A 24,357-nucleotide genomic window follows, 5' to 3' on the forward strand; every position below is an offset into this window, starting at 1 on the left:
CAAGATGCGCACAAATAGTTTCGCGCAAGCGACAGAATGATCTACATCGGCAACAAAAAAAGGAGTGTTTCATGGACAAAACCATCCCTACCTTGGAAAAGGCGATTTCCGAAATCCCCGACGGCGCGCAGATCATGATCGGCGGTTTCGGCGGTTCTGGCGCACCAATCGAGCTGATCCACGCATTGATCGACCGCTTTCGTGCAACTGGCAGCCCAAAGAATGTCACTGTAATTAACAACAATGCCGGAAACGGATTTATCGGCATCGCAGCCATGATCAAAGCTGGAATGGTTGGCAAGATGATCTGCTCGTTTCCGCGCAGTTCCAACGCAGAAGCGTTTAATGAGAAGTATCTTGCTGGCGATATTGAACTAGAACTCGTGCCGCAAGGGACTTTGGCCGAACGCATTCGTGCGGCTGGGGCGGGCATTCCTGCGTTTTATACGCCGTCATCCTTTGGCACCGAACTCGCGAACGGCAAGCCAACTGAGGAATTCGAGGGAAAAAGTTATGTGCGAGAGCACTGGCTAAAGGCGGACTTCGCTTTAATCAAAGGTCAAGAAGGCGACACTGTCGGAAACTTAACCTATCGCCTCGCAGGGCGGAATTTTAATCCGCTGATGGCCATGGCCGCTGACAAGACCATCGCGCAGGTCTCCGTATTGGGTGCTGCTGGAACCATAAACCCAGAGCAAGTAATAACGCCCGGCATCTTTGTCGATGCGGTGGTCGAGGTTTCAAATCCTCAACAAGAAGAAGTGCTTGTTCGCACAGGAGAGGTTCACTGATGACTGATTTCAACATTTCCGATGTGGCCCTATCCAACGCTCAAATTGCGTGGCGCGCGGCCCAAGACATCGAAGACGGTTCATATGTGAATCTTGGCATCGGTTTCCCTGAGATGATCGCCAAGTTCCAACCTGATGGTCGCGATGTTACCTATCACACTGAAAATGGCGTGTTAGGTTTTGGCAAAGCGCCGCTTGAAGGCGAGGAAGACTGGGACCTGATCAATGCAGGGAAAAAGGCGATTACGCTTAACCCCGGTGCTTCGTATTTTCATCACGCTGACAGTTTCGCGATGGTTCGCGGTGGGCACCTCGATTTGGCTGTTTTAGGAGCCTATCAGATTGCCCAGAACGGGGATCTTGCAAATTGGCGTATCGGCTCCAAGGGTGTTCCTGCCGTTGGCGGTGCGATGGACTTGGTCCATGGCGCAAAGCGGGTCGCTGTTGTCACCGATCATGTCACCAAAGATGGCAAACCCAAGCTAGTTGAATCCTGCACCTTCCCACTTACTGGTGTAGGATGTGTTACGCGGGTTTATACCTCACTGGCTGTAATAGATATTGCGGGTAGTAAATTCGTTTTGAAAGAAAAATTGCCAGCGGTCACCCTAACGCAACTGCAATCGGTGACGGGTGCGACGCTGCACATTGATGGCGAAGTTGCCGACCTTACTGTTCCTGAGGATTTGTAAATGACTGGCGTTTATATCTGCGATTACATCCGCACACCGATTGGCCGCTATGGCGGCGCTTTGTCAACCGTGCGCGCCGACGATCTGGGTGCAATTCCGCTAAAGGCTTTGGCTGAACGCAACCCTAAAATGGACCTATCTGCTATTGATGAAGTGATTTTTGGTTGCGCCAACCAAGCGGGCGAAGACAACCGCAACGTCGCTCGCATGTCTTTGCTGTTGGCAGGCTATCCGGATTGCGTCCCTGGTACGACGATGAACCGGCTCTGCGGCTCAGGCATGGACGCGGTGATAACTGCGGCGCGTGCCATTAAGGCAGGCGAGGCCGAATTGATCGTCGCAGGCGGTGTCGAATCCATGTCACGTGCGCCGTTTGTAATGCCTAAGGCAGAAACCGCGTATTCCCGCGCGAACACCGTCCATGATACAACCATTGGCTGGCGCTTCGTTAACCCAGTGATGAAAACGCTATATGGCTTCGATTCCATGCCCGAAACTGGGGAGAACGTTGCCGAAGATTTTGGCATTACCCGCGCAGATCAAGATCATTTTGCACTGCGATCACAGCACAACGCAGGCACCGCGATAGCGCAAGGGCGTTTTGCCAAAGAGATCACACCGGTAAGGGTTCCGCAGCGCAGAGGCGATCCAATTATCGTGTCCGAGGACGAACATCCGCGGCCATCAACCACGTTGGCAGATCTCCAAAAGCTGAAGGCCTTCGTCAAGGCCGACGGAACAGTGACAGCCGGGAATGCCTCTGGCGTGAACGACGGCGCTGCGGCGCTCATCCTGGCCAGCGAAGACGCGGTAAAAAAGCATGGGCTAAACCCAATTGCCAAGGTATTAGGCGGCGCTAGCGCCGGTGTCGCGCCACGCATCATGGGTTTTGGCCCCGCGCCCGCGTCCCGCAAATTGATGGCAAGGCTTGGCCTGACGGTGAACGATTTTGCGGTCATCGAACTGAACGAAGCTTTTGCCTCACAGGGGTTGGCCACATTGCGTGATCTGGGCATTGCTGACGATGACGCTCGTGTAAATCGTAACGGCGGCGCGATTGCGCTGGGGCATCCATTGGGCATGTCGGGTGCAAGGATCACTGGCACAGCGATGCTAGACCTCAAGGCTGGTGAAAAATCTTTATCGACCATGTGTATTGGGGTCGGTCAAGGTATCGCAATCGCCTTGGAAGCCGTCTAGGATAATCGCATCAGCGAGCAGTATTAAGTGCCGCCCGCTGATGCAGCAATTCGGCTAATAGAGTCGCCAAGCTATTCTGGCCAGCGCCGGTCTTACGCGTCAGCCCCACTGCACCTGACAAATAGTCGACCTTTAAATCCATAGCGACAAGGCTGCCGTTTTTCAGCTCACGCGCAACGACACCCTTTGAGATAAACCACAACATTTTCGAACGTTCCAGCAATGTCAGCGCGACTGGCAAAGCTACGGTTTCGAGCGCCGGACGCAGATCAGACAGACCCATGGCTGACAGATACTGATCTACAGATTGTCGAATGATTGCACCGGGGTTGGGCAGGATAAGCGGGTATTCCGTAAGCATCTGAGCCGGTTTACGGCCAAGTGCCGGATGATCTGAGCGCGCGACCAGTTCTATCGGTTCGTCATAAAGGTGTTCAAACGACAGGCCTGGCATATCCTTTGAATTGGGCATCCGGCCTATCATAAGATCAATCTTCCCAGAACGGAGCATGTCGATCAGATAGTGATTTGGACCGGTCAGCACGCCAATGCGCGCGTCAGGACGCTGATCATAAAACTCCAATGCGACCGAAGGAAAAAATCCGCCGGCCACAGTGGGCAACACCCCCGCTTTGACCAGATCCGTATGCGACGGGGCACTAAGCACCCGACACCCAGCCTCAAGGCTTTGTAGTGACGCCTTTGCATGGCGGCGAAAAACCTCACCACCCGTTGTTAGAATAGCGCGTCGCCCTGTACGCTCGAACAATTGGCATCCAAGCTGCCCCTCAAGATCAGATAGGGTTTTAGACATCGCAGGTTGCGACACATGCTGCGCCCGCGCAGCGCCCGAAATCGTTCCAGTCTCCGCAATTGCGAGGAATGCCTCAAGATGGCGAAGCTTTAGATCTCTTGGTATATTCATTTGATTATACCTTTAGCATAGTTTTGTATTTTTCCCATGCTTTTAATTATGGCACATTAACATCAGGAGGAACCAATGCACGCACTAGATTTAGAGTGGGGCACCATGCATCTAAGCCTATCAAATGGCGACGGACCCACCCTCGTTTTCCTAAATTCGCTGGGCACCGATCTTCGTATGTGGGATGCGGTTTGCGCCCTATTGCCCACTGATTGGGCCACGCTGCGGATGGACAAGCGTGGGCATGGGCTTTCAGATACAGCGCCCGACAGCTACAGCATTCCCGATTTGGCAAAAGACGTATTGGCCGCAATGGACAACGTTGGCATCAACCGCGCAGTCGTAGTTGGCTGTTCGATTGGCGGCTTGATTGCACAGCATATCGCCTTGATGGCACCCGAGCGGGTCTTGGGGTTGGTATTGTCCAACACAGCGCCAAAGCTGGGCTCCGCTGAGGATTGGCATGCGCGTATTGAGATGATCAATGAAAGTGGTATGCGCGCTGTGGCAGAGGGCATTTTGCCGCGTTGGTTTGGGCCCGAGTTTCTCATGAAACCAGAGGTCAACCTATGGCGCACGCTGCTCGCACGCACTGACCAGGCGGGATACGTTGCCACCTGTAACGCGATTGCAGGCACTGACATAACAGAACAACTGAGTGAGATTGCGGCACCTACGCTGGTTTTTGCAGGACAACACGATTTGGCCACTCCGCCGAACGTCATTGCGGCGCTAGCAGCTGCCCTACCCGACGCCGATCTGATCTCTTTTGAAACGACGGGGCACTTGCCCGCGATTGAAGCGCCGGATGCACTTGTCGATGCACTCATTAGTTTTGTTAAAAGGATTACCCCATGAGCGAAAAGTTCGACCAAGGGATGAAAACCCGCCGCGAGGTTCTGGGCGACGCCCATGTTGACCGTGCGGAAGCCGCAAAATCAGAATTCGACCTACCTTTCCAAGGCCTCATAACCGAAGGGGCCTGGGGTACCGTCTGGTCGTCGGACAAAATCAGCCGGCGCGAGCGTTCTATGCTGACCATCGCTCTTTTGGCCGCGACAGGAAATTTTGAAGAAATCCCGATGCACATTCGCGCCACCGCACGCACGGGAGCGTCTAAAGACGATGTGGCTGAGGCACTACAACATGTCGCGATCTATGCGGGCGTGCCCAAAGCCAACCACGCCCTAAAACTCGCGAAACAGACTTTTGTTGAAATGGAGGAAAACAACGATGCTTGATCTTGGCCCATTAATTCCGCGCAACCGCGAAATTCACCCGATACCGCATGCCCCGGACTATAAAACGAGCGTCTCTCGCTCCCCTAACCTGCCGCTCCTTTCAATGGAAAGCGGCCTTTCTGAGGAAACCGGCCCCACCTTTGGCCACAACAAACTCGGAGCGCTAGACAACAATCTGATTTTGAATTGGAGCAAAGGCGCGGCCCCCGCTGTGGGTGAACGCATCTTGGTCCACGGGCGCGTATTGGATGAAAATAGTCGGCCCGTGCCTCATACTTTGGTCGAGATTTGGCAGGCAAATGCGGGCGGACGATATCGCCACAAGAAAGATACCTATTTCGCGCCCCTTGATCCAAACTTTGGCGGATGCGGTAGGACGATAACGGACGAAAACGGCTATTACGAATTTCTGACTGTGCGTCCCGGAGCCTATCCTTGGCCCAATCGGGGCAACGATTGGCGCCCCATGCACCTTCACGTCTCAGTGTTCGGAAATAGTTTTGGTCAGCGCTTGATTACCCAGATGTATTTCGAAGGTGATCCGTTGATCAATCACTGCCCGATTGCCGCAACAATCAAAGATCGCAGCCAACTTGACCGGCTTGTGGCCCCGCTTGATTTCTCAAAGTCGCGCCCGCTAGATTTCCTTGCGTACAAGTTTGACATCGTGTTGCGCGGCAGGCGTCAAACCATGTTCGAAAACAAATTGGAGGGGATGTAAAATGAGCCAGAAATTAAATACATTGATTGAATCCGCTTCTCAAACTGCGGGCCCCTATGTCCACATCGGCCTAATGCCGACCTATGCAGGCAATGCTGGCTATTATGACGAAGAAATCGGCACCACCCCATTTCTAGACGAGGGCAATGCCAAAGGCGAGATTGTCGAGATCGTCGGCTCTGTGTTTGATGGCACCGGTTGGGCGATGCGCGATGCGTTGATCGAAAGCTGGCAATGTGACGCGAGCGGCCTGTTTGCGGGCGCAGAAGGTTCGGATCCGGCCTTTACCGGCCACTGCCGTTTTGCCGCCGACGCGGACTCCGGTGAATTTACACTGCGCACGGTCAAACCCGCCCCCACCACGGGGCGTGGCGGTGTTAAACTCGCGCCGCATATCTCGCTTTGGGTTGTGGCGCGGGGGATTAACATCGGCCTGCAAACCCGCATCTATTTCGAAGATGAGGACAATTCCAACGATCCACTTTTGAACCGGATCGAACAACGTCCGCGCGTTGACACGCTAATCGCCCAAAAGACCGGCGACGGGAAATACAGATTTGATATTCGGCTTCAAGGCGCTGGCGAAACCGTGTTTCTAGATATCTAAACCTGCACCGATATGATTAAATGGGGTGCATGATGCGCCCCATTTTTACGTGATTAGGAAATCGCGATGACTGTATCTGCCTTCAATCACCTATGGCTTTCGGGATTATTTGGTGATCTCGCAATGGGCGAAGTATTTTCGCCCGAAAGGCAAATGGCGCACATGCTCGCCTTCGAGGCGGCGTGGTCACGCGCTTGCGGAGCGGCTGGGCTATTTGACCCGACTAGGGCCGAAACTGCCGCGTGTGCGATCGAAACAGCACAGGTCAATTATGCAGATATCGCAGCGGGAATGGCACAAGACGGCGTTCCGGTTCCGCGTTTGGTGAAACAGTTGCAAGCAATTGCGCCTGCCGATGCCCTGCACAAAGGTGCCACTTCACAAGATGTGGTCGACACGGCGCTGGCGATGACCCTGCGCGAGGCATCAGATCTGATTGCCGCTCGGTTGGCCGATTTGGAAACACATTTAATGGCACTAGAGGCCCGTTTCGGGGACAGGCCACTTATGGGGCGCACCCGAATGCAGGCCGCCACCCAAATCACCGTGCGCGACCGGATATTGACATGGCACTGTCCATTGAAAGGGCATTTGGATCGGTTGGAGATGCTGCGTCCAAAGACCGAAAAGGTTCAGATCGGCGGTGCGTCGGGCGACCGCAAGGCGCTTGGTGACAAGGCCGATACGGTTGTCGCCGAGGTCGCCAAATCTCTTGGCCTCGCACCAACGAATAAAGCGTGGCACACTATGCGCGAAAGCGTGACTGAGTATGCTTCGTTTCTATCGCTAGTGAGTGGAACGCTGGGCAAGGTGGGTCAGGATATTTCCTTGATGTCCCAACAGGGCATCGAGGAAATTAGTATGTCTCGCGGTGGTGGATCGTCGGCAATGCCCCATAAACAAAACCCTGTCGCAGCAGAACTATTGGTCACGCTGGCACGATTTAACGCAACCCAAGTCTCGGCGATGCACCACGCCATGGTGCATGAACTGGAACGTTCGGGCGCGGCTTGGGCGTTGGAGTGGATGATATTGCCGCAAATGGCGATGGCCACGGCGCGGGCGCTTACCGTAGCTATCGACCTGTCTCAGAATATCACCCGATTGGGCAGTGATTAAGCTACGCGCTAGAACGGCAGCCCGATGTAGTTTTCCGCCAAGTCGCGCCGCGCTGTTTCCGACGCCGCAAGGTGAGCCAGTGAGGCTTTGCGAATTTGTTCGGCAAAGGCGTCTTCACCGTCGAACCGGTGCAACATGGTGGTCATCTGCCAACTAAACCGCATCGCCTTCCAAATCCGCTCCGATGCGCGGGCCGAATATTCATCGATGCCTGATTTGGAACCGGCCTTAACGGCGTCAAAGGGCACCTGATTTGGAAATTGGACGTCGGATGGGGCTGTTAATCAGGGCGCTGCAAACAGAGAGCCAGAGAAAGGGAAGCCCGGATGCCGGGCTTGAAAGGATAGAGAGAGTCTCATTCGGGCCCGGTCTGAAAGGACCATCCCCATGGCCAAGACCACAACCAAATCCATGGCTGCTAGCGGTAAAAAGACACCTGCAAAGCAGTCAGCACCCGAAGCAACCGGCGTATCCCGTTTCTCCGACATTCGCATGATCCCCCTCAACCAGCTGTCGCTCAGCCCGCTCAATGTGCGCAAAGTCGCGGCTAATGCCGCTGACGACGCCGAACTGCTGGCCAGCATTCGCGAAAATGGCATCAAGCAGAACCTGGTGGTTCATCCGGTTTCAGAAACGGGTTTCGCAGTGGATGCAGGTGGACGTCGCCTGAAAGCGCTGCAACAGCTTGCTGAAGATGGGGCAATTCCAACGGATCATCCAATCCCGTGCTTGATCGAGGATGAACGCGACGCTGTCGTTACTTCCGCTACAGAAAACCTTCAGCGCGCAGCCATGCACCCTGCCGAACAGTTCGAAGCCTTTGACAAGATGATTGGCGAGAGCCGCAGTGAAGACGAGATCGCGCTGAAGTTCGGCGTCTCGGTCGATCTGGTGCGCCGCCGCCTTAAACTGGCCCGTGTTGCGCCCGAGGGCACCGTAAACTTAACTTAACTGGGCCAATGAGTTTTCCGCACCCGGAAGCTATACTGCTCTAACCTGTGCGATTTCGCGCCAAGTTTGCGTCGCAAATGATCTCATTTCACGGAAACCGGTGGATGTCATTTTGTGGCGAGGAAGCTGGAACAAGTTTGCAATCGGATCATGGATGGAAAGAAATCGTTGCAACTGCCTCGGGGATTTGAACCGCTTCATCGCCCTCTCTCGCTGCCGCGTTGGCTGATGGGAATTCTCGGCTCTATTATTCAGGCCCTTGTGTGATCGGTGTTCGACACCGGGCATGACCTCTCGTTTTGCCGCCCCGTATGACCGCAATTTATCGGTGATCATGACACGCGGCGCTGATCCATGTCGCTTCAGAAGTTTGCGCATCAAGCGCTTGGCCGCCTTCGTATTGCGGCGGCTTTGCACCAAAACATCCAAAACGAAACCGTTCTGATCGACAGCGCGCCACAGCCAGTGCTTCTTGCCGCGCATCGTGATCACGACCTCATCGAGATGCCACTTGCCATCGAACTGGCCCGCCGACCTGCGGCGGATGTTGGCGGCATATTGACAGCCAAATTTCTCGGCCCACGTCCGTATTGTCTGATGCGAAACGATTATGCCGCGCTCGGCCAGCATGTCTTCGACCATTCGCAAACTGAGTGGAAATTTGAAATACAGCCAAACCGCATGAGCGATCACATCTGACGGGAAACGGTGCCGGTGATAGAGCGAAGAAGGGCTAGATTTGGTCATGCCTTCCCTTCGCATATCAACAGACCCGGTGCACTAAGTTTACGGTGCCGCTTAGACTGACCTGCTGGTGGTTTTTTGGTCACCCAGAACTCAGCACCCGCCAAGCCGAATGTAACGGTGACCAAGTCCAAGGCATAGAAATCGCAGAACAGCATTTTGATCAGCTTCACCAGTTAATTAGACGTGAATACCTGCGCTTGATCGCTTCTGGAACAGCCTCTCAAGGCAAACCGCCCAGATCAGCGCGTTTCGCAGCGTGAGCCGCACCCATCGGGCATGCCGACCGCCTCAGACCTCAGCAATCACCCCTGCATCCACCAGCTGCTCCCGATCCGGAAGATCGCGAAGGCTCTCAAAGCCAAACGCGACAAGGAACTGGCCAGTCGTCACATAGGTGTATGGTGCCCCGCGCCGAGGCGACCGTGGTCCCGTCCCGATGAGTCCACGCGCATGTAGCCGACCGATCAAATCCCGGCTGATCTCCTTGCCGAAAATGTCTTTGAGACCGTCGCGCGTGATGGGCTGATTATAAGCGATGGCGGCCAGCACCGCCGCGTCGAATTCACTCAAATCCAGCAGTTGGTCCCCGACATCTCCCGCCGAGCGGATCGCGGGCGCGTAGGCCGCACGCGTGCGGAACATCCAGCCGCCGGCCACCTGGGTGATCTCGAAGGCCCGGCCTTCAATATCCGTGGCAAGGTCCTCGACCAGCAGATCGACCGAGGCCCCCTGACCCACCACGCGGGCGAGGTCTTCGCGCGGCACAGGCGAGGCGGAAGCAAACAGCACAGCCTCAATCCGGCGCATCCATTCGCGCCACCGCAGCTCCGGTGGCAGGTCGGACAACTCGCGGTCCAGCTCGGGTGCGGATCTGTCCTTGGCCATGCTTACACCCCGTAGAGCCGGAAAGTGTCGCGCCCCGTGAGTTCGCGCACGGCACCGAGGTCAACCAGCCGGTCGCAGAGCCGCCGCGCGGCGCGATCCGGCAAAGGCAAGGCCGAAGGTGCCACGGCATCGCAGGTCAGGAACATCTCGACCGCGTCGCCCGCACCCTTGGCCCGCAGCTTTGGCGCGACCGCTTTCAGGTGCTCTGCCCGACGCGCGAGCTCGGCGGCCTGCCGCACAGCTTTGATCGTCGATGAGATGAGCCCCCGATGACATGCCGAGCGAAGGTCATCGCCTTGCTTGCGCAGGTCGGCACGTTTCAGGCCGGCGGCCAGAAGAGGCACGAGATGATCCCAGCCAAGCGCCTGTGCCAGCGCTGCATCCGCAAGGATAAGCGCTGCCTCGTCTGCACGGGGCACCTCGCGCAGAACGGTCTCCAGCACCATCGCGGCGCGATCGACCGGCCCGCCCTTCCCCGCATCGAACCACGCGGCAAGCTGGCCCGGCTCGAAGGTCGGCAAGGCTCGGCCTAAAGCCTTGATCGACACCGGCCGCTCCACCGCGCGCCGCCAAGCAAGGTAGGTTTCTCCCGCCGGCCCAGGCAAATCACCGGGTCGCAACAAATGCACGGCATCGCGCAACTCCCCTGCCCGCTCTGGCCGCCCAGAGAACGCGACACAAGCCTCCGTTGCCCGCAGCGCCAAGCGGTCCCGCAGCAAGGTATGGGGGACTTCCTCGCGGCTCAACACAAGATGCAAATGAGACAGCGAGGCACCCGAAAAAAACGAAACATCTTCAAGGTCTTCTGGTCGTACTGAGGTGACCCACTCGGGCATCCGGGGTAGCGCATCAAGGGTGCTGATGTGTTCTGGCCGAGTAAATTTCATGCCTGAAGCATATGTCATCACGGCGCTTTATACCACAGAATAGCACAATAACCGCCCTACTTTATCGCTTCAATTTATGTCCAATAAGTTTACATTATCGGACACAAAGGAATATGCTGTAACATAGGCTTAAAATGAGTGGATTTTTGGAAAAATGATGGGCGCAGAACACGATAAATCGACCTCAGCACGCTCTGATAAGTTTGATGATGCTCAGGGTAACGAGAGCCGTCAAGAGAAAAGCGACTGGATCGCCCGGCCGGCTCATGTTGCTGGGTCTGGCACCCTCGATCGGCTGGTAGATACCGCCCGCGGCTACGCGCGCGCCGCGGCCTCCGATAACACACTGAAGGCCTACGCAAAGGACTGGGCGCACTTCGCGCGCTGGTGCCGACTGAGGGGGGTGGAGCCCCTGCCCCCCTCGGCCGAGATGATTGGCCTTTACCTCGCGGATCTCGCCTCCGGGTCCGGTCCCTCACCATCGCAGTCCACGTTCGGACCGCAGTCGGCGTCCCGCCCCCTGTCTGTCAGCACGATCGAACGTCGCCTGTCAGGCCTTGCCTGGAACTATGCGCAACGCGGCTTCACCTTTGAACGTAAGAACCGCCACATCGCAACCGTCCTTGCCGGGATCAAGCGCAAGCACGCGCGACCGCCCGTGCAAAAGGAGGCGATCCTGGCCGAGGACATCCTCGCGATGGTGGCCACCCTGCCCTACGACCTGCGCGGGCTCAGGGATCGGGCGATCCTGCTGAACGGTTATGCGGGCGGTATGCGCCGGTCAGAAATCGTCAGCCTCGACGTGCACAAGGACGACACGCCGGATTCTGGTGGCTGGATTGAGATCTTCGACAAAGGCGCCCTGCTCACGCTCAACGCCAAGACCGGCTGGCGCGAGGTCGAAATTGGCCGCGGCTCCAGCGATCAGACCTGCCCGGTCCAGGCGCTGGAACAATGGCTGCACTTTGCAAAGATCGACTTCGGCCCTGTCTTCGTCGGCACCTCGCGGGATGGCAAGCGCGCATCTGAAACACGCCTGAACGACAAACATGTCGCACGACTGATCAAGCGCACGGTCCTCGACGCCGGCATCCGATCCGAACTGTCCGAAAAAGAGCGCCTGGCGCTGTTTTCCGGCCATTCCTTGCGCGCCGGTCTCGCGAGCTCTGCCGAAGTCGATGAGCGCTACGTCCAAAAGCATCTTGGTCACGCCTCAGCCGAAATGACCCGCCGCTATCAGCGTCGCCGCGACCGGTTCCGCGTAAACCTGACCAAGGCTGCGGGGCTGTAATCTTCGGACCTTCGGCGCGTTTGCCAGAAATGGTCAGCAACACCTCAAGCCGGAAGAGCCGCGTTCGCATGCTTTGGCGCAACGTCTAGGCGGCGAGCCCCTGTCACACCCCGAGCGGCGCAAACAGATCTTGCAGTATCGCCTCGTCCAGCAACGGGCCAGCCTGTCCCCCATCCTTGTCGAACAAGGCGTCGGCCAGCGCCTGTTTGTGCGACTGCATGTCCAGTATCTTTTCCTCTACCGTGCCTGCAGCGACCAGACGATGCACGAATACCGGTTTGTCCTGACCTATGCGATGGGTGCGGTCCATGGCCTGACGCTCCACAGCTGGGTTCCACCATGGGTCATAAAGGATCACCGTATCCGCCTCGGTCAAGGTCAGCCCAAGACCACCGGCTTTCAGGCTGAGCAGGAAAACCGGCGCAGTGCCTTTTGCAAAGCTTTCCAGTACATCGGCACGCTTTTGCGTCTGGCCCGTCAATGTCAGATGGGGGATACCGGCGGCCGCAAGATCCGCTTCGATCAGATGCAGCATTTCAACGAATTGCGAAAACACCAGAACGCGGCGACCCTCGGCCACAAGCTCGGCCAGCAATTCACGCAAACGCACGCGTTTGGCGCTGTCCGCCACCGCGCGCGCCGCGTCAGTCTTGACCAGCGCGGGGTCGCAGCACACCTGCCGCAGCTTGAGCAGCGCATCGAGCACAGTAATCCGCGCTGCGGCCAGACCACGGGCGCTGATCGCCTCGCGCACCCGGGCATCCATGGTGCTGCGCACGGTTTCATAAAGCGCTTGCTGCGGCTTTGGCAGCTCCACCCGTTCCAGGATTTCGGTCTTAGGAGGAAGTTCGGTTGCGACCTGCTCCTTGGTGCGACGCAGCATGAAGGGGCGCAGCCGACGGTTGAGACGCGATTGTGCGACCGCGTCACCATGCTTTTCGATCGGGGTGCGAAACAGTTTCTGAAACTCTTTTCTATACCCCAGAAGACCCGGATTCACCCAGTCGATCAGTGTCCAAAGGTCTTGCAGCGAGTTTTCCAGCGGCGTGCCGGTCAGCGCCAGCCGCCCCTTGGCAGGAATGTTGCGCAGGCTCTTGGCCATTTGCGACGCAGGGTTCTTGAGGGTTTGCGCTTCGTCCAGGATCACCAGAGGCCACTCTGTCGCTGTCAGCCAGTCTTGATCACGCGCCAGCAACGGATAGGTGGTGACGACCAGATCGGCGCGCAGAGCCTCGTCGCGCAGCGCCGCCCGGCCTGTGCCATGCAGGACCACGAGTCGAATATCCGGTGTGAATTGCGCGGACTGCATCTGCCAGCCATGCAGCAGGCTGGTCGGTACGATCAGAAGCGCCGGGCCAGCTGCTCCTGCTTCGCGACGTGCCTGCAAGAGGGCCAACACCTGAATTGTCTTGCCCAGCCCCATATCATCCGCCAGAACTCCGCCAAAACCGGCTTCGAGCAAGCTGCCCATCCAGGCGGAACCATAGGCCTGATAGGGGCGCAACTGCGCGCGCAATCCCTTTGGTGGAGCAAAACTCTCGGCCTCGGCCAATGCCTTCAGGCTACGAGCCAGCGGAATGATCCCGGCGTTATCGGCGAAGTGTACCGAGCTGCCTGCCAGCGCCTTTTCTGCCAACCGAGCGACATCGGCATCCGACGGGTGCAGCGCGCCCAACTCGGCATAATGCGTCAGCACCAGATGGAGTAGGGGTGCCAGCGGACTGAGGTCCAGGGGGGCATAGCCCGCCTTGCCCCGGTTCAGGTAAACCGGCTTATCGGACAGATGCTGCGACAGGACGTCGACATCCGGCACGGCGTCCCATTCGTCACGCACCTGTTCAAGAAAGGCCGCGATCAGGGGCGCGACATCCACTGGCTTGCCGCCGATCTCGGCTTGAAACCCCAGCGAGAACCAGTCGTTGCCGTGGAATGCGTCGCCTGCCTCGGTCTGTGTTGCAACCGTCAGCGCGGCAGCTTCATCGCTCAAACGGAAGGGCCACTTTGATGTTTCAATGATTTCCCAGCCTTCGGTCCGCAACCCGGGCAGCGTCCGGAACGCAAACTCGAGACCATCGCGCGACGACGGGAGGCGCATACTGTTCGCGCCCATCTCCTCCTCAGCGAAGACGAAATCGCATTGCAGCATTCGAGCGCTCGGCAAAAGATAGTCCATTTCGTCAACGGGTATCGCCCCTGCATCCATCAGCCGGATGACGCAAGCAGCTTCCCATTGATGATCGCGCGTCAGCGTTACGACCTCGTTGTTTTCAACGACCCGGGGGTCGGCGTCGCCTTCCCAAACCTCCTGCCCGTCATAGACAAAGCGCAATGTCAGTGTTGGCAGAGTGACAGAAACGCTGTCCCAACGCCTATAGCCGTCACGCGCGCTCTCCGCTCCAAGCGTCAAACGAGCGATGCGTTTATGGGCCGCGCGCCGTCTCTGTCGCGCCACATGCGGCGGCGGCAAGGCCAGTCCAGCGAGCGTGGCGGGCATCTCCGCAGCCAGGGCCGCCGCTTCATCGGGCGCGACTTGGGGAGCGCTCTGGACAAGCTGCAGCGCCTCAATCTGCACCGGCTGTGCCAGCGCCCCGATCTGACCGTGCGCGGTGTTCACCCATAGCGCTGCCCCGTCCAACGCCCGCAACTCCAACTGTATGCCGTCTGCGTCCTCAAACCCCAGGCTCTGACTGCCATCCGCCGCCATGCGCCAGGCCAGTCTGGCCTTTGGACACGCTTCTGACCAGCTCAACTCCGCGTCCGGAGAATTGTCATGGAGGAAGCGACCCGTGTCGCACAAGCGCCGGATCAGGGGCAAAGCATCCTGCCCCTTTGGCTTGAACATACCGGGCAGGCCGTAGCTATAGTGCGTTTCCCACAGTTGGGTCTGCGCCAGCGCAGACAAAAGCTCCAGATCGGTCGGTCGGATGAATTTTGCCACAGCGTTGCTGCGCAGCGCATCATAGCGCCGGATCGCCTTGTTCAGGCCTGTGCCAGCAGCATTGATACGGCCCTTGTAAATGTCGATCCTGACTTTTGTTTCATTCGGGATCAGGACATAAAGCAGGCGTTCCTTCACCTTGTCCGGATAGTCCTCGGGACGTGCCTCAGGCGGCACTAGGGCTGTCGGCTGCTGCTTGACACGGGTCAGCCAACCCCGCACCGGTGCTGCCAGTTGCGGGGAGCTGGAATCGCGTTCCGCCGATGTCATCAAAACAGCGACCACGTGCTTGCAATTATGCCCCACCGGGCAAGAGCAAATCCCGTCCACAAAGCTGTTGCTCAGGGTAATCCGCTGTTGGTAGCTTTCCCCGCGCCCATTCAACACACGCCCGCGGATACTCCCATCCGGCAGAGGCTCGACCGTCGCGACCAGACCGCGATGCGCATAATCTTCACCGCGTTGCAGCGTGCCGACATCAAAATAATCCCTCAACCGTAAGTCCATGCAACACCCCAATGCCCGCCCCGCAGACCCGGCCCACAGGTCTCCCGCATATTCTTCCAGATAGCGGTTTTCCATTGCGCCGCCTATGTGGAACTTACAGAAAAAAGGTGGCACCAACCTCCGAAACGTTATTCTTCTGCCATCAATCGGTCGTTTATTGGCGTTATATGAAACTGCAAAAGACTGTTTTGATGCCCCTGATAGGTTATGCCCGGGTCTCGACCGAGGATCAGACCCCCCTGCCCCAGTCGCAGGCCCTGAAATCAGCAGGCTGCGCCGAGATCCATGAGGAGCAGGCCTCTGGCGGCAATCGTGCGCGGCCGGTGTTGGCGCGCGTGCTGGAACGCGTCGCCAAGGGCGACACGCTGGTGGTCGTGCGGATCGACCGGCTGGCGCGGTCGCTTTCGCATCTCCTCGAGGTGATCGAACGGCTTGAGGCAAAGGGCGCATTCTTCCGCTCGATCGAGGATCCGATCGACACCGGATCCCCGCAGGGCAAGTTCACGCTGCAGGTTCTGGGTGCAGCAGCCGAGTTCGAGCGCGCCCTGATCCGTGAACGGACCAAGGCTGGGCTTGCCAGCGCACGAACAAAGGGGCGGGTCGGCGGAAACCCTGGCCTGCGCGCCCGGGATCCGGCTGCGCTACGCAAGGTCCGACTGGCGCGACAGGACGGATATATGGAACGCCTGAATGAAACTGCGCAGGACTGGGTGCCCCATGTGCGTCGGCTGCGCCCCGATCTGGCTTGGGAAGATGTGGTGCGCATCATCAACGGCCCCCTACCCGAGGCCCGGCGCTGGACGCAAAGCCGTCTGCTGCGCGCTGTGAACGCCTACGTCCGCGATGGGTTCCTCCCCGCGACCGTGCTTGATCGCGCGGGCCCGCGTGCGCGAGATGATCGCCTGCCCGCCATCGTCGCGGGTATCAAGGGCGCCGATCCCGACATTACGCTTCAGGCCATCTGCGCCCGCTTGGAGAACATGCGTGAGCGCACACCCCGCGGCCGGACAAGCTGGCAGCCATCATCAGTGAAGATGTTGCTGGAGCGGGCGAAGCGGCTTGGAATACTATGAGTGAGTTTTGACGCTAAGCCTGTTCGTCACATCAGGCGACATCTCCAATTGAGTGGCAACTTTACCCGCTAAGCAGTTTATCCTTGCAAATCTTCCATCGTGTGGAGTAATTGCAAGGTATGTATAAGCGCCAAACTCATCACTTTGTGCAATCCGCGCTAGAGAGCCAAGCTGCTGTTGTCCTCCTCGGCCCCCGGCAGGTTGGGAAAACCACGCTCGCTCTAGACATCGCTTCGGAGCAACCATCGGTATACTTTGATCTAGAACGAGATGCGGACAGGCAGATCCTGACCGAACCGGATCTATATCTGGATGAACAGGCGGGAAAACTCGTCATCCTCGATGAGGTGCAGCAGATGCCTGGCCTGTTCAAGAGCCTGCGTGGTCAGATCGACCAGCGCAGGCGGGCCGGTTTTCGAGCGGGCCAGTTTCTGCTCTTGGGATCAGCCTCCAACGTCCTACTCCAACAGTCGGCAGAATCCCTTGCTGGACGTGTCAGGTATATCGAAATGCCCCCTCTACAGCTTACCGAGGTGGGGGCTGATCAGTTGAATGCGCTCTGGCTGCGTGGTGGCTTTCCTGACAGCTTCATGGCTTCAAGCGATCAAGCCAGCATGGATTGGCGTCTGGATTTTCTGCGTACATATTTGGAACGTGACATCCCTGCCCTCGGACCGCGTATTCCAGCCGCAACCTTGCGGCGCTTCTGGACAATGCTTGCGCATGTGCAAGGTGGTCTATTGAACGCTTCAGCCCTCGCCGAGGGGCTGGGCGTCTCCGGCCAAACGATTGGACGCTACCTCGATCTGCTCGTTGATCTCATGCTGGTGCGGCGACTGCAGCCCTGGCATGAGAATGTCGGCAAGCGTTTGGTGAAATCGCCAAAGGTTTATGTCCGCGACAGCGGGGTCGTGCATGCCCTGTTAAGTATTGGGACAATCGAGGGCTTGCTCGGGCACCCCGTCGTTGGCGGCAGTTGGGAGGGGTTCTGCATCGAGGCCCTTCTTGCCGCTGCACCAACCGGCACCGAACCCTTCTTCTATCGCACTTCTGCCGGAGCTGAACTTGACTTGGTCCTTCGCCTGCCTGGGGGTGACATCTGGGCCGTTGAGATCAAGCGCACGACTGCGCCAAAGGTCTCGCGCGGGTTCTATGTGGGCGCGGAAGACATCAAGGCCAGCCGGAAGCTGTTGATCTACGCCGGAGAGCATGACGTCCCCGTGGCCGAAGGCGTTCGTGCAATGCCTCTTGAGCAAGGGATCGGGCTGTTGAGAGCACTATAGCGCAACGCTTGTTGCGCGCGTGCACGAGAGTAAGGAGTCTACTTGTTTTGTTCAGTTTTAAGTACGCCGCGCATTTCCCTGTGGCATTTTTTCCGGTCCCCGCAGGTCTCCCGGTGCGTACCGGTTGCATGGAATGCACATCGCAGCGGCCGCCCCGTCTACAACGGCTGTGGCCCATCTTCCTCCCCTACCCTTCTATGCGGCGCTTCGCATCCAGCGTGGTCAGGCCTTGGTCAACCGCGCAGCTACCCTTCGGGCTGCATCAGTTTCACAAGCGCCGACAATGAAACCGCCAAATGCTTCGGCACAATCTCCATCTTGACCTCCGACCTGGAAATTACCATCGAACCCGTCGCGAGGTCGAACAGGACGGCCTTCGCGCAACGCGTCGCCGGACGCTCCCCGTGAGGCAAGCTGACCGAGTGCGGCGGCATCTAGAAGATTCAGAAAGGGGAGACCGGTGCTGGCTACTTCACGGTGAGCATCTGTGATCACGGCTTCAACGCAGACATGGGCAAAGCCACCAACTAGGACGGTCATCTCCCGGGGTCCGAAAGACGCGGCGTGAAACATGCATGGTTGATCGGCTTCGCTCTGGTCAGCCACTTAAACTCCAATCTTGAACGCGTTCAAGATTGGAGTTTCTGGAGCCACTGAACCTCAAAATAAGCGCCTGAAACCTATAGGCGCGTGGTATCTTTATCTTTTGCTCAGAACCATGCTACCATTGGAACAGAATCGAGTCGAACTCGGACCCAACCGAAGTCAGGGCTTATAAATGAGCGGTAGTTTAGAACAGTTTTTGACGGATCTGTCACGTGGGCTTGAGCGCACGATGGTGGCAGTGAACAAGGAACTCACCTTGCGTCAGCGCATCAAGCGAACCTGGTCCATGCGCCAGTGCGCTAGGTTTCTCAATGTGAGTATTCAGTATCTGACCAAATTCGCCAATTCGAGCGATGACTTTCCCGCAGGAGAATATGTTGGAAGAGAGCGTGTTTTCACGCTTTCAGAATTGATGCACATGCGGGCCCTTCTGGCAGCCTCGGCAAAGCGGCCGTACGACTACCTGGCCTGGCGGAAGCCTGACGCACCTTTGCCCGTCATCTCGTTTGCAAGCCAGAAAGGCGGCACCGCCAAAAGTCTGAGCGCCGCGCATTTTGCCCAGTATCTCAGCTTGCACTACGGCATGCGTGTCGGTGTCATGGATGCTGACCCGCAAAGTACAATAACGCTCTACTTCGTCGGGGGAGAAGGCCTTCCCCAAATGCCCGACGAAAACACCGCCTCCATGGTGGACTTTGCTGGACTCTTTCAGTCGGAAGACGCGCCATATACCGACCACGATGCGCAAACGCTCGACAGCTTTCTTCTCAAGACCTCCTGGCCAGGCCTGCGCCTGCTTCCAGCTCACGGCGAAACATCCGAGGGCGAGATCCAGATTGCGCGGCTTGTCCGCGAAGCCCCCGCAGGAAAGAGCTTTTACCGCTACCTACGCGATGCCATCGACCGCTGGAAAGCGGGCCACCCACCGAAAACGCTACCCAACGAATTGGTAGTCGACGGCAAGGTCGACCAGGAGCGGCTCGACACCGCACTAACGGAGACGCTGGATGTCATCATCATCGACTATCAACCCGCGCTCACACTGTTCCAGTTGAATAACGTGATTGCGTCGTCTTCGCTGGTCATACCGCAAACCATGAAGGGGTTCGACATCGCGACGTTGTCGACCTTTGTGACTGGCCTGCTTGGGATGCTTCAGCACATCCTGGCCCATGAAAGGATCGAGATCGGAACCGGTGCGAACATGCTGTTGCCAACGATCGTTCAACGGTCCAATGCGCAGGATCTTAACCACATCGGAAACCTGCTAGAACATTGCCCCACGGAGATTCTGCCCGTGTTTTATCTGCGTTCCGACGCGATCTCGAACGCGTCGGACGTCTATCAGTCCGTATACGAATACGAGCCGGACACGCCGGGAAAGCGCAAGGGGATCAACCGGTTCATCACGAATGCCGATGCCGTGAACGACGCCATAATATCGCGACTCTGGCCAGGACTCGAACGTGGCTACGCCAATACTTGGATGGACGAATTCTATGAAGATGACGGCGAGGGTGAAGCATGAAACGCAGTATTCCAAGGTCTCTGGTCAGCAAGGCTACCAATCTCGATACAAACAAGGAACGTGCGAGCGGCTCCGAAGGCAGGACAGAATCGAGTGATGCTGTTTCGACTCCTTTCAAGGGGGCCGGCAGTGCCTGGAAATCAGGAGCGCTTGCGCAGTCGCAAGCTGCAGTAGAGCGAAGCAGAGCCGAGCTTTGTTTGGATATCCTCAACGGTCGCCATGAGATAAGCCTGTCGCCAGATCAAATCTCCGATCCAATGGGAACCGACCGCCGACAAGACTGGATGTCCCAGGAAGCCTTCAGGTCTTTGGTAAACAGCATCGCTTCGAACGGGCAGGACACGCCCATTCTAGTGTGGCCGGAGGATCCGGATTGGCAGCCGGATCCGTTGGACCCGTCGAATATCGCGGGGGTTCCATTCGTGATGCTGACAGGACGCCGCCGACTGGCTGCCGCGTCAGAGCTCGGTGTACCCCTTCGTGCAATACTTGCTCCGCCTGACGCGCGAAACGCTGAGAACAGCAAGTTTGAAATGTTGTTTCTGCGGTTTCGCGAGAATGAGGAGCGCGAGAATCTCAGCCCTTTTGAGCGATTGGTTTCGATTGGTGAAATGTATGAGACGCTGGCTTCTGGCGAAGAGAAACTGACAGCTGTGGCCTTCGCCAAGAAAATTGGTGTGCATGAGAGCCTAGTCTCGCGAGCACGGTCCGTTTTCGCTGCGCAGGATCAAATCTTGAACACGTTCAAGAACGTCTACGACATGAGCTTTCGCGATTTACAGGGTGCCTTAGCGAGCTTGGAGAGAACGAACAAAGCCAAGCCAAAACCAAAGACAAAGCCCCAAAAACTCACCGTAAAGCGCAAGGTGGGCAACCGAAATCTTTCGGTCACTTCCGTCGATGGAAACCTATCAATCAAGGTTGCAGGAGTGCCGATTGACCAAGAGCGTCTCGAAAAGCTTGGAGACTTAGTCGCAAGCTATTTGAACGTCGAAGACGCGGAGAAGGATACCGACTGAAGACAGCGTTGGTGAGATGTTCTTCGGAACGATGAGGCAAGGAGCAAAAAAGGAACGACAAGTGAATTAACGGCAAAAGAAAAGCCCCCAAGCGGTGTGGCCTGAGAGCTGATCTTAATGGTTTGGTCACCTTCAAGATAAGTCTCACAGGATTCACTGTCAACGACGAACGCTTCTGAGCGAACGGCTTTCTTTTGCCTCCACACAACCGGAGGTGAGATACAGGCATGAAACATACAGGTTGGCGCAAGCCGACACCGGGTCTTGGGGTTGCTGAGCAGCTTGCCCAAGCCGGTGAACGGGTAGCAGTACCCAAGACGCGGGCATTTGTCGCGCTCAAGCGCGTTGGAGCGCATATCGGTCTGAAGGCCGGCGACATGATGCTCCTCGATACACTGGGGGCCTTCACGCAGGCCCAGGACTGGGAGGAGGGGCAGCGCCCGATCGTCTGGGCCTCTAACGCCTATCTGATGGAACAGACCGGCTTCTCTCTGTCGGCACTAAAGCGTCATGCGCGGCGTCTGGCAGAGAACGGTGTGATCTCTTTCCAGGATAGCCCGAATGGCAAACGGTGGGGCCGCAGAGACGCTGAGGGGCGTATCGTCGAGGCCTACGGCTTCGATCTGTCGCCGCTTTCGGCTCGAGTCGAGGAGTTTGAAGAGCTGCAGGCCGAGTTGCAGGCCGAGCGCGAGCTCTGCCAGCGCTTGAAGCGTCAGATCACGGTTGCGCGCCGGATGATCCGCGCGCGGATCGAGGCGGCGGTAAGCGGCGCGTTGCGCGGGCCCTGGACGCAATTCACGGGTCTCTTCGAGGAGCTTCTGGACCGACTTCCGCGCCGCCATCAAGCCTCTGAACAACTGGAGCGACTACTGGCGTGGTTCAAGGAACTTCAGGAACGAGTCGAGGCGGCCTACCTCAAGGCGACTGGTGCGATAAACCCTGTGGAAAACACCGACAAAAATGACGCCCAAGTTATGAAGAAGACTCAAGAAATGAACTCCAGGGAGGTCATTTCTGAACCCCATATACTAATTACAAATCAACTTATTCCTGTAATAAGTAATTCCTCTGAAAAAGAGGAAGCGGCGGATGTCGTGCCCAATGCACGACCCGAGGAGCGGGTTGATGGGGAACTGGAAGACTGGGTTGCAGAGGTGCGCAAGAAGCGAACCGCGCTTGACCTGCCAACAATCATGCAGGCCTGTCCAGAGTTCGCGTCCTGGGCGCGTAATATGGGCGGATTCCTGAAGGATTGGGGCGATCTGCATCGGGTTGCCGGGCAACTCAGGCCGATGATCGGGATTTCGGAGCATGCTTGGAACGTGGCTCAGGACCGAATGGGCACTCAGGTGGCCACGGCTGCGTTTGCACTTGTGTTCGAGAAGCACAGCGCGGGCGAGGTTGCTTCACCAGGCGGATATCTGCGCGGCATGGTCGAGAAAGCCGGGGCAGGGGAGCTGCATCTTGAGCGTAGCTTTTATGGCAGGCTCAGCGGGCAAGCGGCGTAAGAGGGTAAGATTAAAAGATGTTACGCATCCGCAGATGTAGGCAGGGCTGTAGAAAAATATCTTGCCGATCTGCTGAATCTGCTAACTACCTGCCAAGTAACGATAATTTAGCAACTTGTGCAAGCTTTTGCCGATTCCCGTTGCCGATTTTGCGTCCCCAGATGCCTCTGCTGTTCCAGATCAATGGCTTCGACAAAAACGCAGGCATGGCGCGGTGTGGTGAGGATCCGCTGAAATTGGCCAGGACAGGGTCAATGCACGAAAAAAGAGAAAGTGTTCTTCGGGTTTTGTGACTGACGGATGAGGGCCTTTGGGGTCCCTCAGATGGGTCCGGGCCGGGTTCCGGTTTGCCGTTCCTGATTAAGGGCATTCCCATGCAAACAGGTGTCTTGCGCGTGTTGCGCGCGACCGCTGCCTCGTGGTGGCGACACAAGGAACTACGCCGAACCGGCCAGACGGGGCAGGCACAGCAGCCCAAGCGCGAGACCATCCTGCGTGATCTCGGCTATCTGAAGCAGGCGGCGTTATTGCCAAACGCGCACGTGATCTGCGGAGAGGGCGGGACATTCATCCATCTTGGTTGGACCACCGTGTCGACCTTCGCGCCGATCGAGCGCTTTCCCTTGGCCTCTCTTGCGGTCGCACGAGGGACCCCGTTCATCGATATCCGACCCGTCACCGATGTCATCGCCTTCGCGAACCTGCCGCGGGTGGCGCGGGACGGATCGGACGACTCTGAACACTGGGGCCCTGGCAGGTCCGTCTCGCTGACCACCTACATCGACATGGTCGAAGGGCTCGGCGCGAGGATCGCCAACGATCCACGCCCCCGTCAGTCAACCTGATCACCACTCCCTCTCATCAACACTCGAAAGGAGGCCATCCATGGCCCGATCCCGCACGCCCAAATTCGATGCCTCCGAGGTCATCACAAACGAAATCATCCGCATCATTGAGCGCGGCGTCCTGCCATGGCGCAAGCCCTGGACTGCAGGCGGCAGCTCTCGTCCCCTGCGCGTGGGCGGTGAGCCCTACCAGGGGGTGAACAACTTCCTGCTGACGATGCGGACCGTGATGGCGGGCCACAGCTCTCCCTTCTGGATGACGCTGCCGCAAGCCAATGCGTTGGACGCAAAGGTCCGCAAGGGCGAGAAGTCCTCTGTCGTCGTTTATTACGGTCAAAGCCGGAAAGACGCGGGCGGCGACGAGCATGACCGCAGCGACGGGGATGATCGCTCCGAGGAAGCCCACATCTTCCGCTTCCAGAAATCCTACCGCGTGTTCAATGCCTGCCAGATCGATGGCCTGCCCGACAGTTTCTACCCCAATCCGGAGCCCGCGCCCGAGCATCCGTCGTCCGAGCCCATCCCGCACATGCAGGCGTTTTTCGATGCCATCGACATCACAACCGTCTTCACGGGCACGGAGGCGTACTATTTGCCCCCCGTGGACAAGGTCTACATGCCATCCATCACGCGGTTCCAGGACCCGCGCAATTTCTACGGGGTCTGGGCCCATGAGCTGGCCCATGCCACGAAAGCCCCACATCGACTGAACCGTGATTTCGGGTTCTCGAAGTTTGGCAACACGTCCTATGCGCGCGAGGAGATCGTCGCGGAATTGACCTCGGTGTTCCTGGGTCAGACGCTCGGCTTCACGGCGCATACGCTCGAGATGAATGCCGCCTATCTCCACAACTGGTTGCGCGTTCTTCGGTCGGATAAGGGCGCGATCTTCCGGCACGCCGCGGACGCGCAGCGCGCCTGCGACTATCTGATCGCCAGATCGGAGACGGGCAGGGCAGGGCGCAGTGCCGAGGCCGCCTGACCGCACTGAGA

General features: G+C 57.7%; 23 protein-coding genes. 17 read left to right on the forward strand and 6 right to left on the reverse strand.

Going from position 1 to position 24,357, the window contains the following annotated elements; all coding sequences use genetic code 11:
• Positions 1–71 precede the first annotated feature (71 nt).
• The 3 genes from BLQ98_RS09560 to pcaF are packed head-to-tail and all read left to right on the forward strand — an operon-like array spanning position 72 to position 2,683.
• Positions 72–791, forward strand: coding sequence for a 3-oxoacid CoA-transferase subunit A (locus tag BLQ98_RS09560; protein ID WP_093733119.1), 720 nt, complete (start codon positions 72–74; stop codon positions 789–791).
• Positions 791–1,483, forward strand: coding sequence for a 3-oxoacid CoA-transferase subunit B (locus tag BLQ98_RS09565; RefSeq protein ID WP_093733120.1), 693 nt, complete (start codon positions 791–793; stop codon positions 1,481–1,483). Before BLQ98_RS09560 ends, BLQ98_RS09565 begins: the two co-directional genes overlap by 1 nt.
• Positions 1,484–2,683 carry a 3-oxoadipyl-CoA thiolase gene (pcaF, locus tag BLQ98_RS09570; protein WP_093733121.1) on the forward strand — a complete coding sequence of 400 codons (1,200 nt, stop codon included), beginning with the start codon at positions 1,484–1,486 and terminating at the stop codon, positions 2,681–2,683.
• A gap of 10 nt (positions 2,684–2,693) precedes the next feature.
• Here the strand turns inward: pcaF and BLQ98_RS09575 are convergent, their stop codons facing one another.
• Positions 2,694–3,608 carry a LysR substrate-binding domain-containing protein gene (locus BLQ98_RS09575; RefSeq protein ID WP_093733122.1) on the reverse strand — a complete coding sequence of 305 codons (915 nt, stop codon included), beginning with the start codon at positions 3,606–3,608 and terminating at the stop codon, positions 2,694–2,696.
• 75 nt (positions 3,609–3,683) lie between these two features.
• Between BLQ98_RS09575 and pcaD the strand changes: the two genes are divergently transcribed.
• From pcaD to BLQ98_RS09600, 5 genes are all read left to right on the forward strand, one after another.
• The gene (pcaD, locus tag BLQ98_RS09580) at positions 3,684–4,466 is read left to right on the forward strand and encodes a 3-oxoadipate enol-lactonase (RefSeq protein ID WP_093733123.1); all 783 of its coding nucleotides are present in this window, start codon (positions 3,684–3,686) and stop codon (positions 4,464–4,466) included.
• Positions 4,463–4,849 carry a 4-carboxymuconolactone decarboxylase gene (pcaC, locus tag BLQ98_RS09585; protein WP_093733124.1) on the forward strand — a complete coding sequence of 129 codons (387 nt, stop codon included), beginning with the start codon at positions 4,463–4,465 and terminating at the stop codon, positions 4,847–4,849. The genes pcaD and pcaC overlap by 4 nt, the downstream gene beginning before the upstream one ends.
• Positions 4,842–5,570 (forward strand): protocatechuate 3,4-dioxygenase subunit beta, encoded by a 729-nt coding sequence (gene pcaH / locus BLQ98_RS09590; protein ID WP_093733125.1) that lies wholly within the window; start codon positions 4,842–4,844, stop codon positions 5,568–5,570. Before pcaC ends, pcaH begins: the two co-directional genes overlap by 8 nt.
• 1 nt (position 5,571) lies before the next feature.
• Positions 5,572–6,177, forward strand: a complete 606-nt coding sequence (gene pcaG, locus BLQ98_RS09595; protein ID WP_093733126.1) for a protocatechuate 3,4-dioxygenase subunit alpha — start codon at positions 5,572–5,574, stop codon at positions 6,175–6,177.
• Between the two features lie 66 nt (positions 6,178–6,243).
• Positions 6,244–7,296, forward strand: coding sequence for a 3-carboxy-cis,cis-muconate cycloisomerase (locus BLQ98_RS09600; protein WP_093733127.1), 1,053 nt, complete (start codon positions 6,244–6,246; stop codon positions 7,294–7,296).
• 8 nt (positions 7,297–7,304) lie between these two features.
• On the opposite strand, the gene BLQ98_RS09605 is transcribed toward BLQ98_RS09600, so the two are convergent.
• On the reverse strand, positions 7,305–7,544 hold the full coding sequence (locus BLQ98_RS09605; RefSeq protein WP_064224172.1) for a hypothetical protein: 240 nt from the start codon (positions 7,542–7,544) through the stop codon (positions 7,305–7,307).
• A 139-nt stretch (positions 7,545–7,683) separates the two neighbouring features.
• Here BLQ98_RS09605 and BLQ98_RS09610 point away from each other — a divergent pair, with 139 nt between their 5' ends.
• Complete coding sequence (locus BLQ98_RS09610) at positions 7,684–8,247, forward strand: ParB/RepB/Spo0J family partition protein (RefSeq protein ID WP_244148410.1); 564 nt, start codon at positions 7,684–7,686, stop codon at positions 8,245–8,247.
• Between the two features lie 30 nt (positions 8,248–8,277).
• Here BLQ98_RS09610 and BLQ98_RS09615 read toward each other — a convergent pair whose 3' ends face one another.
• The 3 genes from BLQ98_RS09615 to BLQ98_RS09625 form a co-directional block, all read right to left on the reverse strand.
• A complete protein-coding gene (locus BLQ98_RS09615; RefSeq protein WP_093733128.1) occupies positions 8,278–8,994 on the reverse strand; it encodes an IS6 family transposase in 717 nt (238 codons plus the stop codon).
• A 288-nt stretch (positions 8,995–9,282) separates the two neighbouring features.
• Positions 9,283–9,879, reverse strand: coding sequence for an SMC-Scp complex subunit ScpB (gene scpB / locus BLQ98_RS09620; RefSeq protein WP_093733129.1), 597 nt, complete (start codon positions 9,877–9,879; stop codon positions 9,283–9,285).
• 2 nt (positions 9,880–9,881) lie between these two features.
• Positions 9,882–10,766, reverse strand: coding sequence for a DUF1403 family protein (locus tag BLQ98_RS09625; RefSeq protein WP_093733200.1), 885 nt, complete (start codon positions 10,764–10,766; stop codon positions 9,882–9,884).
• A gap of 157 nt (positions 10,767–10,923) precedes the next feature.
• Between BLQ98_RS09625 and BLQ98_RS09630 the strand changes: the two genes are divergently transcribed.
• Entirely contained in the window at positions 10,924–12,057 is a 1,134-nt protein-coding gene (locus tag BLQ98_RS09630) for a tyrosine-type recombinase/integrase (RefSeq protein ID WP_093733201.1), read from the forward strand.
• Positions 12,058–12,160: 103 nt separating this feature from the next.
• Here the strand turns inward: BLQ98_RS09630 and BLQ98_RS09635 are convergent, their stop codons facing one another.
• Positions 12,161–15,577, reverse strand: coding sequence for a DEAD/DEAH box helicase (locus tag BLQ98_RS09635; protein WP_093733130.1), 3,417 nt, complete (start codon positions 15,575–15,577; stop codon positions 12,161–12,163).
• 116 nt (positions 15,578–15,693) lie between these two features.
• Between BLQ98_RS09635 and BLQ98_RS09640 the strand changes: the two genes are divergently transcribed.
• From BLQ98_RS09640 to BLQ98_RS09675, 7 genes are all read left to right on the forward strand, one after another.
• Positions 15,694–16,575: a recombinase family protein gene (locus BLQ98_RS09640; protein WP_093733131.1), complete on the forward strand. Its 882-nt coding sequence runs from the start codon at positions 15,694–15,696 to the stop codon at positions 16,573–16,575.
• 119 nt (positions 16,576–16,694) lie between these two features.
• The gene (locus BLQ98_RS09645) at positions 16,695–17,858 is read left to right on the forward strand and encodes an ATP-binding protein (protein WP_093733132.1); all 1,164 of its coding nucleotides are present in this window, start codon (positions 16,695–16,697) and stop codon (positions 17,856–17,858) included.
• Positions 17,859–18,636: 778 nt separating this feature from the next.
• Positions 18,637–19,992 carry a ParA family protein gene (locus BLQ98_RS09655; RefSeq protein WP_208596040.1) on the forward strand — a complete coding sequence of 452 codons (1,356 nt, stop codon included), beginning with the start codon at positions 18,637–18,639 and terminating at the stop codon, positions 19,990–19,992.
• Positions 19,989–21,011, forward strand: a complete 1,023-nt coding sequence (locus BLQ98_RS09660) for a ParB N-terminal domain-containing protein (RefSeq protein WP_092765122.1) — start codon at positions 19,989–19,991, stop codon at positions 21,009–21,011. The genes BLQ98_RS09655 and BLQ98_RS09660 overlap by 4 nt, the downstream gene beginning before the upstream one ends.
• Positions 21,012–21,238: 227 nt before the next feature.
• A complete protein-coding gene (gene repC / locus BLQ98_RS09665; RefSeq protein ID WP_093733133.1) occupies positions 21,239–22,519 on the forward strand; it encodes a plasmid replication protein RepC in 1,281 nt (426 codons plus the stop codon).
• 374 nt (positions 22,520–22,893) lie between these two features.
• On the forward strand, positions 22,894–23,364 hold the full coding sequence (locus BLQ98_RS09670; RefSeq protein ID WP_093733134.1) for a hypothetical protein: 471 nt from the start codon (positions 22,894–22,896) through the stop codon (positions 23,362–23,364).
• A 40-nt stretch (positions 23,365–23,404) separates the two neighbouring features.
• Positions 23,405–24,346 (forward strand): ArdC family protein, encoded by a 942-nt coding sequence (locus BLQ98_RS09675; protein ID WP_093733135.1) that lies wholly within the window; start codon positions 23,405–23,407, stop codon positions 24,344–24,346.
• Positions 24,347–24,357 lie beyond the last annotated feature (11 nt).

This window comes from Sulfitobacter litoralis, assembly GCF_900103185.1.
Classification (GTDB): Bacteria; Pseudomonadota; Alphaproteobacteria; order Rhodobacterales; family Rhodobacteraceae; genus Sulfitobacter; species Sulfitobacter litoralis.